The sequence below is a fragment of the Candidatus Accumulibacter sp. ACC012 genome (genome assembly GCF_907163155.1).
Classification (GTDB): Bacteria; Pseudomonadota; Gammaproteobacteria; order Burkholderiales; family Rhodocyclaceae; genus Accumulibacter; species Accumulibacter delftensis.
In genome coordinates, this window is the sequence record NZ_CAJQUC010000003.1 from 784,889 (window position 1) to 798,828 (window position 13,940).

The following is a 13,940-nucleotide window of genomic DNA, read 5'->3' on the forward strand; positions in this document are numbered from 1 at the left end:
ATTAATCTAAAAGTCGCGCCAGCGTCGCACGAATCTCCCTCCTCCCCGCGCGGGAGAGGGGTCGGGGAAGAGGGGGGAACGGTCATGACTTTCATGATCGGGGGTATCTCGACAAGTCATGACCGTTAGCGTAGTTATTTATGAGCGGAGTGTTGATGAGCACGAAAATACTGATTGCCGACGACGAGCAAAACATTGTCATTTCGATCGAGTTTCTGCTGCGCCGGGAGGGTTTCGAGGTGCTGGTCGCCGGCGACGGCGAAGAGGCTCTGGCGAAAGTGCGTGCCGAGAAGCCCGATCTCGTTCTGCTCGACGTCATGATGCCCAAGATGAATGGCTTCGACGTCTGCCAGGCCTTGCGCGCTGACCCCGAGCTCAGCGCTACGCGCATTCTGATGCTCACTGCCAAAGGGCGCGACACGGAAGTCAGCAAAGGCCTCGGACTTGGCGCCGACGGCTACATGACCAAGCCCTTCTCGACCAAAGAGTTGCTCGCCGAGGTGCGCAAGCTCCTGGAGACGTAGATGAAGGCCACGCGCCAGCTGTGCAGGGCCGCGCTGTTGGCCGGTCTGTTCGTGCTTGCCGTGGTGCTCGCGGCGGCGACCCTGATGTGGGTCACCGAAGCCGATGGCCGCGCTGGCGGCTGGTCCGCCGAAGGCAGGATCTTCGTCCTGCTCTTGCTGACCCTGGCCGGGGCGGGGGGCGCCTACCTGGTGATCGCCGGCTGGTATGCACGCTACGTCAATGGGCCACTGCGCATGGCCGAGGACTTGGCGGCGGTGGCTACCCACAGTGGCCTGCGTTTGCCCGAGCAGGTAACGCCCGAATTGCGCACTCTGGGGCAGGCGGCAAATCAACTGCTGGCCGCACGCGACGCGCTCGAGCGCGATGTCGCCGAGCGCGTGCGCGAAGCACGCGCTTCGCTCGAGGAGGAGCGCAGCCGTCTGGCTGCGCTGATGGCCGATCTGAGCCAGAGCGTTGTGGTCTGCAATCTGGATGGCCGCGTGCTGCTCTACAACCAACGCGCCAAGCAGGAGCTTTCTGCCGGGCCTGACGGCAGTAATGGCGAATTGCTTGGCCTGGGGCGTTCGATTTACACGGTTTTCGATCGGGCGCTGATCGAGCATGCGCTGGAACGTTTGCAGTCGGCCAGTCGCGATGCGGGCGGCGAGGCCGGTGTGGACCGCAAGAAACTCCTCGGCTCGGCGCAGTTCGTTACCGCCACCCGTGCCGGACGCTTGCTTCGCGCGCACATGTCGCCGGTCCTGGGTAGCGACGGACAGCCCGGCGCGCAGGTCGCCGGCCTGTCGATTACCGGCTTCGTGCTCGTTCTCGACGACGTGACGAGCACCAACGAGCGGCATGCGCGCCGCGACGCCCTGATCCAGTCACTGATCGAAGGCGGGCGCGGGCCCCTGGGGAGCTTGCGCGCGGCAGCCGAAATGCTCTCCGATTTTTCCGATATGCCAGCCCAGCAGCGTGATCGCTTTCTCGGCGTGATTCGCGACGAGGCCAGTGTGCTGTCGACGCAGTTCGAGACAGCGGCGGCAGCTTTTTCGAACGATCTGCGCGAGCGCTGGCTGCTTGAGGAAATCCTCGGCGCCGAGCTCGTCGAAGTCGCTGCACGCCGCATCGCCGAGCGCGGCAACGCCGGGCAGCACAAGCTGGCGGTCAAGTCCGAGCAAATCGATGACGGCCTGTGGCTACGCGTAGACAGCTTCGGACTCCTGCAAGCCCTGAGCTATCTGGCCCTGCGTTTGCAGGACGAGTACGAGGTGCGCGAAGTGCGCCTGTCCTTGCAACGCAGCGGTCACCTCGCCCAGCTCGATTTGTACTGGACCGGCACCTTCCTGAACAATGAAGCGGCCATGATCTGGTTGCAGGACCCGATGAATATCGGTAGCGAAAGCTCGCCGCTGAGCGTCGTCGATGTCATCGAGCGCTGTAACGGCGAGATCTGGTTCCAGCGCGAGCGTGTCTCGCATCGGGCTTTCTTCCGGACCATGCTGCCGGCGGCGGAGGCGCCCAAGGATCTGCCGCGGGCGATCATTTCCGCGGCCGAAGGCGAACGTCCCGAGTTTTATGACTTCGATATCTTCCACTGGTCGGGAGGCAGCCACGAACTCGACGATCGACCGCTGGCGGAGCTTTCGTACACCGTTTTCGATACCGAAACGACCGGTCTGGAGCCTTCTGCCGGCGACGAGATCATCCAGATCGGTGCGACGCGCATCGTCAATCGTCGCCTCCTGCGTCACGAGTGCTTCGATCAACTGGTCGACCCGAAGCGCCCGTTGTCGCAACAATCCGTCAAGGTGCACGGCATCACCCGCGAAATGCTCACCGGACAGCCGGTGATCGCGACCGTCCTGCCGACCTTCCATGCTTTTTGTGCCGACACCGTCCTGGTCGGTCACAACGCCGCTTTCGACATGCGTTTCCTGCAATTGAAGGAGCGGCAAAGCGGCGTGCGCTTCGATCACCCGGTGCTCGATACCTTGCTGCTTTCGGCGGTCTTGCAGCCCAACCAGAACACGCACCGCCTGGAGGCAATCGCCGAGCGCCTTGGCGTCTCGGTGTTCGGACGCCATACCGCGCTCGGCGATGCAATGGTGACCGGCGAAGTCTTTCTGAAGATGTTGCCCTTGCTTGCTGAAATGGGCATCACGACGCTGCGCCAAGCGCGCGAAGCCAGTGAGAGAACCTACCATGCCCGACTCCGCTACTGAGCAGACGGCACGCGTCACCCCGTTTTCGCCGTATGTCGGACTGCGCCATCTGGTGCGCAGTCAGCCCTTGATGGTCGGCCCGTCGACCAGCGTGCGCGAGACGCTACAGCTACTCGACAAGACGCACGGCGATGCGGTGGTAGTGGTCGACGAGGGCAGCCGGGTAGCGCTGGGCATCATCACCCTGCACGACGTCGTGCGCCGCGTGGCCATTGAAGCCTGCGATCTGAATGCGCCGATCGCGGCGGTGATGACCGGCGGCCTGATTACCGTGCCGGCGGACAGCACGGCCCACCAGGCCAGCGTGGTCATGGTGCGGCGCGGGGTGCACCATTTGGTGCTTACCGAGGCGGACGGCAGCTACTTCAACCTCGTTTCGCAGACCGATCTGTACACTCTGCCGGGCGCGCAGGGCACCGATCTCGTCAAAGCAATTCTGGCGGCACGCGACCTGCCGACGCTGGTCCACCTGGCTGCCGAGATCCGCGCACTGGTCGGGCGTCTGGTCGCCGAGCGGGTCAGCGCCGATGCGCTCTGCAATCGCCTCTCGTCGCTCAACGATCTGCTCACCCTGCAGGTCATCGAACTGGTCGCCGGGAAGCACGAGCTGCCCTACGTCCAATGGTGCTGGCTGGTTTTTGGTTCCGAGGGGCGGCTCGAGCAGACCCTGGCTACCGACCAGGACAATGGCCTGATCTTCGCCGCCGACTCGGACGAGCAGGCGGCGCATCTGCGCAACGCTTTCCTGCCTTTCGCCCGGGCGGTGAACGAGGCCCTCGACGCCTGTGGTTTTCCGCTATGCAAGGGCGATATCATGGCCAGTAACCGGCAGTGGTGTTTGTCTGCCGACGAATGGCGAACAGCCTTTTCAGGCTGGCTGGAAAGCCCGCAACCGGAGGCTTTGCTCAATGCGAGCATCTTCTTCGATTTGCGCGGCCTGTATGGGCAGGAGTCGCTGGCCAACGACTTGCGTAGCTGGCTGCTGGCGCGGGCGCACAGTTACCCGATTTTCCTGCGCGCGATGGTCGAGAACACGCTCAACTGGGAGTCGCCGCTGAACTGGTGGAAGGGGTTCCGAACCGATCTTGACAAGGAGTTCCCGAACACCATCGATCTCAAGAAGCATGGTTCACGCCCCTTGGTGGACGCCGCGCGGGTTTACGCGTTGGCCCGCCAGATTCCTGATACCAACACTGCCGAGCGCCTGCGCGTGACCGGCGAGCAGATCGGCGCTGGTGTCCACGAAATGGCGGCGCTGATCGACGCCTTTCAGCACATCCAGCGTCTCCGGCTCCAGCAGCAGGTCAGTGGCGCCGCCGACGCCGTTTCCAATCGTGTCGTGCCCGACGAACTGCACGAACTGGATCGCCTGATCCTCAAGGAAGCGCTCAAGCAGATCGGCTATTTGCAGAAGCGCTTGGTGCGCGAGTACGCCCCGGAATAGAGGCTGGCGGCAGCGCTTGCGCCGGAGCAGATGGGCTGCTGGAAAGGATGCGGGCGGGGAAACGCGGCCGCCGAGCGTTCAGGCTTGCGTGCGGGCGCGGAAGTTGGCCGGTACCGGCGCCACTTTGCGGGCCGCATAGTCGAAGAAGACGATTCCGGTCTTGCCGCGCGCGACTTCACGTTGGCTGAGTTTCTCATGCATGCGCCACAGCAGGTCGCAGCCCTTGCTGCCAAAATCGCCGGCGCTCATGCCAACGACCATCACTTCACCGTGAAAGGCTTCGGACTTGTACTGCACGGCCGCGTCGGCGACGACGATGCCCACCCCCTCGACGTTCAGCTCGGTATAGTCCAGAGACATGAAAAACCGCGCGCGGGCCTCGGAAACCAGGGACAACAACAAGGCATTGTCGAGGTGGCCGGCATAGTTCATGTGGCTGAGATAGAGCGTGATCTCGGTCGAGTACGCGAAATGCTCGGGGATGTCGATCTTGATTCTGGGCATGGTGGGGTCCGTCGTGGCTGGTTGGTTCCGGAGGCCGATCGTACGTCAATCCGCCGGCTCCTGTCACCGCTGGCCGCGGCCAGCGGTGAAGAGGGGAAGAGCTGAGCCCCCAAGCAGGTGCCTGCCTAAATCCCGAACCGTCGCCCCACCAAAAGCCAAACTCCCCTCCCCCCTCGCGGGGGAGGGGTTGGGGGAGAGGGGGCTCAGAGGGGACGCAGAGAGCAGGTTCGCTTGGCCAGCTTCAGAAGCCAGCCCTGGCATCCACCCGGAGTGTGTTCACAAACTTCTCGAATCCTCTTGCTGTCGCATCGAGCACTTTGTCGGCGAAGGTGGCGATGAAGTCGGAGAGGGCGGCATTGCGTTCCCGGGTGGCACGTTCGACGATCATCGTCATCTGTTCGTGGCTGAGGGGGGTTTTCATTTTACTTTCTGTTCCTGTACTGTTTTGGACTATCGTGAGTCTGGTATAAGAGCGGTGTAAGGTTTTGTCTGCGCTTGCCTGGCGGCCAAAAATCAAACGAAGGCCGACGTATCGAAACCCTTGGGATGGCTGCCTTCGCTGCTCAGGTGGTAGCCACTCTGCTTCGGCGCGGTCGTTTGCGGGGTGTCCTGCTTGCCTTTTTCCAGCCAGTCGAGCAGCCTGTGCATGGCGGTGGCGATGTGTCTGCCAACGGCGAGACTACGTTCCTTGCGTGCGCGTTCAATGATCACTGCGATCTGGTCATGGTTGAGGTTGGTTTTCATTTGGGGTTCCTTCTGTCCTTGCGTTGTTCCCGGTTTCCGAGAGTTCGCCGTAACTTTATTTGTTGGCGGCTGCGCCGGCAAACGATCAAATGTCAGCCGATGCGTGAAAAAATCTCACCTATATGACTTACCGCCTGCCACCCCTGAGTTCGCTGCGCGCTTTCGAAGCGGCGGCTCGCCACCTCAGTTTCAAAGACGCGGCCGCCGAGCTGTCGGTGACGCCGACGGCGATCAGCCACCAGATCCGTGGTCTCGAGGAATACCTGGACTGTCTGCTCTTCAAGCGGCTGACGCGCGCCCTGGAACTGACGCGCGAAGGTCGGGCGATGCTCCCCAAGGTGCGCGAGGGACTGGAGTGCTTCGCCGCCGCGATCGAGAGCACACATCAGGTGGTTTTCGGCGGACGCCTGGTGGTGACTTCACCGCCGGCTTTTGCGGCGCGTTGGCTGCTCCGTCATCTGCCCGAATTCACTGCCGGGCATCCCGAGATCAAGCTGCGCATGGCGACCTCGCTGGATACTATCGACACCGGTGAGGCCTCGCATCTCTCGGGCCTTGCCAGTGTCGATGTGCGTGACGACAAGACCGAAACCTTTATCCGCTATGGCAATGGGCACTATGACGGCTGCCGCGTCGACCGGCTCTTTGCGCCGGCGTACACCGCCGTCTGTAGCCCGTTGCTGCTGAAGGGAATGCGGCCTTTGAACGTACCGGCCGACCTGCGCCGTCACAATCTTCTCCACCACGAAGATGAAGCTCACCTGGATCTCGACCAGCCCGCCCTGGCGACCTGGGACCAATGGTTGCAGGTCGCCGGCGTCACTGGCATCGATTCCGACGGCGGTACGCAGATCAGTGACCCCGGGCTGCTCCTCTCGGCAGCGATCGACGGCGTTGGCGTTGCGCTGGCGTCCAAGCAGCTCATCGAGGCAGAAGTGGCTGCCGGCCGTCTGGTGATGCCTTTCGACATCGTCATCCGCCCGGCACAGGCCTATTACCTGGTCGTCCCTGAAGCGGTCGCCGAGCGCACGGTGGTTACTGCCTTCCGGAAATGGCTGCTCAAGGAGGCGGCGAAGGTGCGCGAGGGATAGAGCTCAAGAAGCGCTGAGCATCATTGGCGCGTCGTCCGCTACGGTCGCCTCGGCTGCCGGCAGTGCGACTGTGGTGGCGGCCGCTTTGCTGCCTGGCTTGGTGCTTGCCGCGGCTTTCTTTGCCGTCGGCGCGTCACCGCTGCCGGTCAGCTTGCGCACTTCGGTGGACAGCTGAGTGAGCCCTTCCGCAAGCTGTTCGACATCGCCCTTGCTGGCCAGGAGCATGGAATGCAGAGGCCGTAGCAGTCGATCTCTGAGCAGCTGTTCGCCACGGTCGATGCTTTCCGTGGCCGTGCTGACCAATTCGGCCGAGCTTTCCTTGATCTGCCGACGTGCTTTGGGTCGCAATGCCTTGCCTTCTTCGAGCAGCGTTTCGAAGGCCTGGGCACCGGTCCTGGTAGCCAGGGAATAGGCGCCAAGGCCAAAAAGCCAGAACTTGCGCACAGATTCCTGGGCGCTGCTAATCCGTTGCGCGTTGCCACCTTGATCAACCAAGGTTGTCTTTGTCTTGCTCATTTTGTTTCTCCTTTATCCAACTGGAACTGAGAGTTTCTGCAACTGCCCGTGCAGCTGACGAAATGAAGTCTAGCGACGATCACTAGAGCACACACACTAAATGCCTGGGTGTTTTCTTCTAAAGTGCAGGCCTTTCGATGTTGTATCCTTGGCAGTCGACGTGGTTGCAGCCGGTCGCAGCCGGCCACCGCTGACCGTCGGGACCCGCTCGCCGCTGGCCGCAAGCTGCCGATCGCAGCTGCGCGCTCTCGCCGCTACGGATTCTCATCTCGCCGCATAGAGCACGAACAAAGAAAGGTGTCTCGATGAACAAACTCTCCTTGCTCGATCTCGCTTTCTTTGTCGCCGAGTCGGAGGCCAGCCCGAAACACGTCGGCGGGCTGATGATCTACAAGCGACCGGCCAGGTCGCCGGCCAGCTTTGTCGCCGATCTTTATCAGGAACTGCTCGCTTTCGACGACGTCCAGCCGCCGTTCAACCGCATCATCCATTTCTCGCTGACCGGCATGCCGACCTGGCAGGAAAGCGAGGCCGTCGACCTCCAGCAACACCTCTTCTTCCACAAGCTGCGCCGGGGCAAGAACGGCCGGCAGGAGCTTTATCAGCTCGTTTCCGAACTGCATCAGCCGATGCTCGAGCGCTCGCGGCCGCTATGGGAACTACATCTCATCGAGGGCTTGAGCGAACGGCGTTTTGCCATCTACGTCAAGATGCATCATGCCAGTGCGGATGGCGTGACCATGGTGCGCTGGGCCGCGGATTCGCTGGCCTCGTCGGCGAGTGATCGCGAACTGCGGCCGCTGTGGTCGACTCCCCGTGGCCCGGCCGACAAGAAACAGAAGCGGCTTAAAGAGAAGATGACGCAGTCCCTGCTCGGCGACCTCTCGGGTGCTGGCACGCGCCTGCTGGGAATCGCTCGTCTGGCCGCGATGCTGGCGCTGGAAGGGGTCAAGCTGACCAAGAACGCCATTTCCTTGCCTTTCGTCGCCGACGGCAACACGCCGCTGACCGGGCAGGTGACCGCGGGTCGGCAGTTTGCGACGGCCAGCGTGAGCATGGTGCGCGTCAAGGAAGTCTGTGCCCGGACGCGGTCGACGCTGAACCACGTCGCCCTGACCTGTCTCGATGGCGCTTTGCACCGCTATCTACACGATGAGGGCGTCGAGCTGAAGAGGCCAATCACCACTCAGATGCCGGTCAACCTGCGCAAGGAAGGGGAGAGTGGTACCGGCAACAAGATCGGCATCATCCCGGTCGAGCTTTCGCCGCCAACCGACGACCCTTACGTTCGCCTGCGCAACATCGGTTTTTCCTTGCGCAATGTGCGTTCGATGATCGACAGCGTCACGCCTGACGCGATCGAGTCCTACACGCTGATCACCGGCGTCGTCGCGCAGCTGGCCGAGATGCTGGGGCTCAGCAAGCGCCTGCCACCGATCGGCAATACCCTGGTCTCCAACATCCCCGGGCCGCCCGAGTTTCTGTACCTCAAGGGCGCTAGAATGGAAGAGCTGCATCCGATCAGTACGCTGCCGGCCGGAAATCTGCTCAACATCACCCTCTTCAGCTATGCCGGACAGCTTTTCTTCGGCCTGATTGCCAGCGACGAATTGCCGAACCTCGAGCGTTTGGGTCGCTACGTCGGCGAAGCATTCAGCGAACTCGAACAATCGGTTTTCGACGCCCATCAGACGCTTTCCTGAGGGGGGCTGGCCGCATCGCTGACTGCTCTCCCGCCCTCGCCAACGCAGCGCCGCGCCTTGGGCGCTTTTCGACAGCTTGGCGCAGGAAATCAGGGCGAAAAAAGACCGGGCATTGCACCCGGTCAAAAGCTCGGCTTCCGCCTTGCTGCGGGGCCAGAATCGGCCCTCACCATGCCCTTGCTACGTCGCAGTAGACCAGTTGATACGCGATTCCGAGCATGACACCACGGATGTGGAGTCGTTTATTGACCACTGGAAAAGCTACGTAGAAATACCGAAGCCTGTTTGCCCAGAGCCGCCAGTTCCGCCTCGAATTCTTCGTATGGCAGGTCCGTCAGTTCCGGTAAGCGGCGCTCGGCCTTGTGCCGCCGCTCTGCCACTTTTTCTGGCGGGCCGACGTCGCGCATGCGGCGGTCGCTTGCACTGCGAGTTCTCTGTTTTCTCATTGACTGAATGCCTGCTGTTCGTGTTCGGGAAGTGATGGACGAAAGATAGCGCTGGCTCGCTACCGGGTGTGTGAGCAATTTCACGGCCTCAACAAATCAGTGCCCTTGAGCGGCCGCCTGGGTGCGGCGAGCGGGATCCGGAAAAGCTGCTAGCATGCGAGCGTCGCCAGCATCGGCGCCGCACCGACCTCCATCTCCAGCACTGACGCAAGCCCGTGAATGACGTGAAAGAGAAATGAACGACCTGTTTGCCGAGCATCATTCCGACGCGCCGCTCGCCGAGCGCTTGCGTCCACGCAGCTTGTCGGAGGTGATCGGACAGGCGCATCTGCTCGCTGCCGGCAAGCCGCTGGAGATGGCTTTCCGTTCCCGGCAGTTGCACAGCATGATCCTCTGGGGCCCGCCCGGGGTCGGCAAGACGACCCTGGCGCGGCTGATGGCGGACGCTTTCGACGCTGACTTCATGGCCCTGTCCGCGGTCTTCTCGGGGGTCAAGGAAATTCGTGAGGCCGTCGCGCGCGCCGAGTTGACGCGCGCCCGCAACGGACGCCGCACGATCCTCTTCGTCGATGAAGTCCACCGTTTCAACAAGGCGCAGCAGGACGCTTTCCTGCCCTACGTGGAAGGCGGGCTGTTGACTTTTGTCGGCGCGACCACTGAAAACCCGTCCTTCGAGGTGAACTCGGCGTTGCTCTCGCGCGCCGCGGTCTATGTGCTGCAACCGCTCTCGGCCGAGGAGATCGGGCAACTCCTCGAACGCGCGCGCGCGCAGGTGCTGCCCGATCACGAGTTTGACGACGACGCCCGCGCACGCCTGGTCGGTCTCGCCGACGGTGACGCGCGACGCCTGCTCAACCACCTCGAACAGATTGCCACTGCCGCGTCGACTGCCGGGGTGACGACGATCGATGGCGCTTTCGTCGACACCACCGTGGCGCAGAGCTTGCGTCGTTTCGACAAGGGAGGCGACGCTTTCTACGATCAGATTTCGGCGCTGCACAAGGCCGTGCGCGGTTCGTCTCCCGACGCCGCGCTGTACTGGTTCTGCCGCATGCTCGACGGTGGCGCCGACCCGCGCTACCTGGCGCGGCGCATTGTGCGCATGGCCTGGGAAGACATCGGCCTGGCCGATCCGCGCGCGGCGCGCATCGCACTCGACGCCGCCGAGACTTTCGAGCGCCTCGGCTCCCCGGAAGGCGAGCTGGCGCTTGCCGAAGCGCTGCTCTACCTGGCGATGGCGGCCAAGTCGAACGCTGCCTACCTCGCGTATAATGCGGCGCGGAGTTTCATCGCCGCTGACGGGTCCCGGCCGGTGCCGGTGCATCTGCGCAACGCGCCGACGCGACTGATGAAGAATCTCGGCTACGGCAAGGACTACCGCTACGCCCACGACCAGACCGACGCCTACGCCGCCGGCGAGAATTATTTTCCGGACGGCATGCCGGCGGTCGAGTGGTACCGACCGGTCGAGCGTGGCCTCGAGATCCGGATCGGCGAGAAGCTGGCACAGCTGCGCGAGCTCGACCGCCGGGCGAAAGAAAAGCAGCACACGAAACAAAAGCAGGAAAAGAACGACCAGCACGACCAGCACGACCAGCACGACAAGCACGAAAAGTAGGACCAGGCCGACCGGCCGACCACAACATCGTTCCGCTCGCGCGCAGCCGTCCGCCGGACCTGCGGTAGCAGTGGAAGAGGGCGGATCGCGCCGCGCGATCGCCAAGCTGAGGACTGAGCATGCTCGACATCCAACACCTGCGCAGCGACATCGATGCCCTTGCCGAACGCCTGGCAAGGCGCGGTTTCGTACTCGACAAAGCGACTTTCCAGAACCTCGAAAGTGAGCGCAAGACCCTGCAGACCCGCACCCAGGACTTGCAGGCCAGCCGCAACAGCCTCTCCAAGCAGGTCGGTATGCTCAAGGGCCGCGGTGAAGACGCCGCGCCGGTGATGGCGCAGGTGGCGGCGCTGAAGAGCGAACTGGACGCCAACGAAGTCCGCCTCGGCGAGCTGCTCAAGGAACTCGATGCCTTCCTGGCGCTGCTGCCCAACCTGCCCGACGAGAGCGTGCCGATCGGAAAATCCGAAGCCGACAACGTCGAAGTCAAATGCTGGGGGGCGCCACGGGCCTTTGACTTTGTCGTCAAGGATCACGTCGACCTCGGCGAAGCGCTCGGCCAGCTGGACTTCGCCACCGCCGCGAAAATCGCTGGCACGCGCTTTTCCCTGATGCGCGGACAGCTGGCCCGTCTGCACCGCGCACTCGCCCAGTTCATGCTCGATACGCATACCATCGAGCATGATTACGTTGAAGTGTACGCGCCGTACCTGGTCAACGCCGCCAGCCTGCTCGGCACCGGACAGTTGCCGAAATTCGAAGAAGATCTATTCAAGATCCTGCGCGCCGACGCCGAGCCGCTGTACCTCATCCCGACCGCCGAAGTGCCGGTCACCAACATCGTGCGTGGCGAAATCCTCGCCGCCGACGCACTGCCGCTCAAGCTCGTCTGCCATACGCCGTGTTTTCGCTCCGAAGCCGGTTCCTACGGTCGCGACACGCGCGGCATGATTCGCCAACACCAGTTCGACAAGGTCGAGCTGGTGCAGATCGTCGCTCCCGAAGCCTCGCTGGCGGCGCACGAAGAGCTCACCGGCCACGCCGAAACGATCCTCGAACTGCTCGATCTACCGTACCGGCGCGTCACCTTGTGCAGCGGCGACATGGGCTTTTCGGCGACCAAGACCTACGACCTGGAAGTCTGGTTGCCGGCGCAGAACGCCTATCGCGAGATCTCCTCGTGCTCCAACTTCGGCGCCTTCCAGGCCCGCCGCATGCAGGCCCGCTACCGCAATGAGCGCAACCGGACCGAACTGGTGCACACCCTCAACGGCTCGGGTCTGGCCGTCGGACGGACGTTGGTGGCGATCATGGAAAACTTCCAGCATGCCGACGGCAGCATCAGCGTTCCGGCCGTCCTGCGCTCCTACATGGGCGGACTGGAGCGCATCGGCGCGACGTGATCGGGCCAGGCGGCGAGCGCCAATAGCGCGTTTCCCGTGGTGTGCAAGAATATTGCCCTTGGCGCGTCATCCAGCACTTCTTGTGCTAACATTGCGCCCCGTCGGAGAGGTGGCAGAGTGGCCGAATGTACCTGACTCGAAATCAGGCGTAGGTGTGAGCCTACCGAGGGTTCGAATCCCTCCCTCTCCGCCAGTAAATGGCTGATTAAGATTGTGTTTTGTATTTGTGGTTGCTAGTTTTCGTCATACGAAAATCTCGCATTTTCCGCAACTTGCGGAAACGATTTCCGCAACCCAGGCTACCTCGTTGGCCGCACGCGCTTGCCAACACGTTGGTAGACGACCTTCGTAATCTGCTTGTCGGTGTGCCCGAGCAAGTCACTGGCGTGATCCAGAGCCATCTCGCTTGCGGCCTTCGGGCGCGCATCGCGGAACTGGAACTGTCGGATACGAGCAGCGAGGCGTTGGTCACCAGATTCTTCGACCTGGACCGCCGCGGCGTTTCGAGCCGCGGTGAACCGCAAGCGCAGCATCCCCGGTGTGAGCCTCTTTCCATCCGGCGTTGCCAATAACCATAGGCTGCGTACCGTGCGCGCTCCGATACGATCCAAGAGCCGCCCCAGCTCCGTTCGGGTACCGGTATCCTGGTCTGTCAACATGATCGCCAAGCGCTTTGAGGTTTTTCCCTGCTGAACGGTGAGTGCGTCTTCCACGATGTCCCGCCGGGTGAAGCGCAGCACGTCGCCAGGGCGCTGTCCGCTGAGATAAGCAAGGTCCATGGCATCCTGCAGTTCGATGGCGGCGCGGTTTCGCACCGCTTTCCAGACTTCATCGTCAGCGTAGAAGTCGCGCGGTGCTTCCTTGTTCTTTGCCACACCCGCGCAGGGATTCGTCTTCGCTGTATATCCCCATTCGCGCGCCTTGTTGAAGATGTGGGAGAACAGTGCAAGCTCACGGTTTGCGGCGACCGTCGCGGGCTTGGCTGGGACGACTGTGCCGTTCTTGAGCGTCCTCGCCCGTGTCATTCGGGCGTCCCTGTACTGTGCGATATGCTGTGGAGTGATGGCGTCAATCGGGGCAGTGTCGAAAACCGAACGTAACTTTGCGAGTTCGAGCTGGTTGCTCGCTTGGGTTTTCGGTGCCTTGTCGGGGATGACTTCCCGTGCGTATCGGTCGAAGGCAATGCGCATTATTCCAGTTTCAACCGGGGCTGGACGGCACTCCAGCTCCGCCCACTTGCGCTTCGCCTCATTGATTTCGGTGCCGAGGGGGATTTCCTTGCGGTTCCCCGCGTCATCCCGTCCGTCGTAGTAGTACCCTTCCCACCGTTTACCGCTCGCCAGCGTCCGCACTCTACGGAGCATGCGGGGTGGCAGGTCTCGGGCTGAGGATTTCGGGCGCATTAGAATAGAATACTCGGACTACCGGATACTTGAGAAGTCCGGCAGCCATCCCCCTGTCGTAGCCAAGGTCGCGGGGCTGATCCCGGTGAGCTTCAGCCTAGTGTACAAGCGCCCGACAATGGGATTGCCGGCCTTTGTTTTGTGGAAAGTCCATGCGTTGTCGGTAAGCCACTGAATCTGGTCCGATCGTCGTCCGCAGCCGGTTATCTCGGCTACTTCACCCGGGCTCAGAACTTCGCTAGAAAGAGGCATCTCGAAAACGGCGGCCATCGGTCGATTGCTATGTCAGTCTGGGTTCGACGTTGCTGCAGTCGCGGGATCCGACGTGGGGGGGCGTGC

Annotated in this window: 14 protein-coding genes and 1 tRNA gene; 8 read left to right on the top strand and 7 right to left on the bottom strand. The window is 62.4% G+C overall.

Features of this window, described 5'->3' with window-relative positions:
* Positions 1 to 155: 155 nt before the first annotated feature.
* Genes QZ648_RS06875 through QZ648_RS06885 form a run of 3 tightly spaced genes read left to right on the top strand, consistent with a single transcriptional unit; the run spans position 156 to position 4,173 of the window.
* Positions 156 to 524, top strand: a complete 369-nt coding sequence (locus QZ648_RS06875; RefSeq protein ID WP_169066295.1) for a response regulator — start codon at positions 156 to 158, stop codon at positions 522 to 524.
* The gene (locus tag QZ648_RS06880; protein ID WP_169066296.1) at positions 525 to 2,729 is read left to right on the top strand and encodes an exonuclease domain-containing protein; all 2,205 of its coding nucleotides are present in this window, start codon (positions 525 to 527) and stop codon (positions 2,727 to 2,729) included.
* Positions 2,710 to 4,173 carry a DUF294 nucleotidyltransferase-like domain-containing protein gene (locus tag QZ648_RS06885; protein ID WP_169066297.1) on the top strand — a complete coding sequence of 488 codons (1,464 nt, stop codon included), beginning with the start codon at positions 2,710 to 2,712 and terminating at the stop codon, positions 4,171 to 4,173. The genes QZ648_RS06880 and QZ648_RS06885 overlap by 20 nt, the downstream gene beginning before the upstream one ends.
* Before the next feature lie 78 nt (positions 4,174 to 4,251).
* Here the strand turns inward: QZ648_RS06885 and QZ648_RS06890 are convergent, their stop codons facing one another.
* The 3 genes from QZ648_RS06890 to QZ648_RS06900 all read right to left on the bottom strand — a co-directional run bounded on the left by QZ648_RS06890 (position 4,252) and on the right by QZ648_RS06900 (position 5,421).
* Positions 4,252 to 4,677, bottom strand: a complete 426-nt coding sequence (locus QZ648_RS06890; protein ID WP_169066298.1) for a thioesterase family protein — start codon at positions 4,675 to 4,677, stop codon at positions 4,252 to 4,254.
* A 241-nt stretch (positions 4,678 to 4,918) separates the two neighbouring features.
* A complete protein-coding gene (locus QZ648_RS06895) occupies positions 4,919 to 5,098 on the bottom strand; it encodes a hypothetical protein (RefSeq protein WP_169066299.1) in 180 nt (59 codons plus the stop codon).
* Positions 5,099 to 5,190: 92 nt separating this feature from the next.
* Positions 5,191 to 5,421, bottom strand: coding sequence for a hypothetical protein (locus QZ648_RS06900; protein ID WP_169066300.1), 231 nt, complete (start codon positions 5,419 to 5,421; stop codon positions 5,191 to 5,193).
* Between the two features lie 122 nt (positions 5,422 to 5,543).
* On the opposite strand from QZ648_RS06900, the gene gcvA reads away from it, so the two are divergent.
* Complete coding sequence (gene gcvA, locus QZ648_RS06905) at positions 5,544 to 6,512, top strand: transcriptional regulator GcvA (RefSeq protein WP_169066301.1); 969 nt, start codon at positions 5,544 to 5,546, stop codon at positions 6,510 to 6,512.
* 3 nt (positions 6,513 to 6,515) lie between these two features.
* On the opposite strand, the gene QZ648_RS06910 is transcribed toward gcvA, so the two are convergent.
* Entirely contained in the window at positions 6,516 to 7,028 is a 513-nt protein-coding gene (locus tag QZ648_RS06910) for a phasin family protein (protein WP_169066302.1), read from the bottom strand.
* A 305-nt stretch (positions 7,029 to 7,333) separates the two neighbouring features.
* Between QZ648_RS06910 and QZ648_RS06915 the strand changes: the two genes are divergently transcribed.
* Positions 7,334 to 8,731 carry a wax ester/triacylglycerol synthase family O-acyltransferase gene (locus tag QZ648_RS06915; RefSeq protein WP_169066303.1) on the top strand — a complete coding sequence of 466 codons (1,398 nt, stop codon included), beginning with the start codon at positions 7,334 to 7,336 and terminating at the stop codon, positions 8,729 to 8,731.
* Positions 8,732 to 8,973: 242 nt separating this feature from the next.
* Here the strand turns inward: QZ648_RS06915 and QZ648_RS06920 are convergent, their stop codons facing one another.
* Positions 8,974 to 9,138 carry a hypothetical protein gene (locus tag QZ648_RS06920; protein WP_291996493.1) on the bottom strand — a complete coding sequence of 55 codons (165 nt, stop codon included), beginning with the start codon at positions 9,136 to 9,138 and terminating at the stop codon, positions 8,974 to 8,976.
* Positions 9,139 to 9,412: 274 nt separating this feature from the next.
* On the opposite strand from QZ648_RS06920, the gene QZ648_RS06925 reads away from it, so the two are divergent.
* The 3 genes from QZ648_RS06925 (at position 9,413) to QZ648_RS06935 (ending at position 12,391) form a co-directional block, all read left to right on the top strand.
* Positions 9,413 to 10,795: a replication-associated recombination protein A gene (locus QZ648_RS06925; RefSeq protein WP_169066305.1), complete on the top strand. Its 1,383-nt coding sequence runs from the start codon at positions 9,413 to 9,415 to the stop codon at positions 10,793 to 10,795.
* Positions 10,796 to 10,914: 119 nt separating this feature from the next.
* The gene (gene serS, locus QZ648_RS06930; protein ID WP_291996494.1) at positions 10,915 to 12,198 is read left to right on the top strand and encodes a serine--tRNA ligase; all 1,284 of its coding nucleotides are present in this window, start codon (positions 10,915 to 10,917) and stop codon (positions 12,196 to 12,198) included.
* A gap of 103 nt (positions 12,199 to 12,301) precedes the next feature.
* Positions 12,302 to 12,391: transfer RNA gene (locus QZ648_RS06935), tRNA-Ser, on the top strand.
* Between the two features lie 106 nt (positions 12,392 to 12,497).
* On the opposite strand, the gene QZ648_RS06940 is transcribed toward QZ648_RS06935, so the two are convergent.
* Both QZ648_RS06940 and QZ648_RS06945 read right to left on the bottom strand, forming a co-directional pair.
* Positions 12,498 to 13,601 carry a tyrosine-type recombinase/integrase gene (locus QZ648_RS06940; RefSeq protein WP_169066307.1) on the bottom strand — a complete coding sequence of 368 codons (1,104 nt, stop codon included), beginning with the start codon at positions 13,599 to 13,601 and terminating at the stop codon, positions 12,498 to 12,500.
* Between the two features lie 18 nt (positions 13,602 to 13,619).
* Positions 13,620 to 13,871 carry a DUF4224 domain-containing protein gene (locus QZ648_RS06945; RefSeq protein ID WP_336511643.1) on the bottom strand — a complete coding sequence of 84 codons (252 nt, stop codon included), beginning with the start codon at positions 13,869 to 13,871 and terminating at the stop codon, positions 13,620 to 13,622.
* Positions 13,872 to 13,940: the final 69 nt, after the last annotated feature.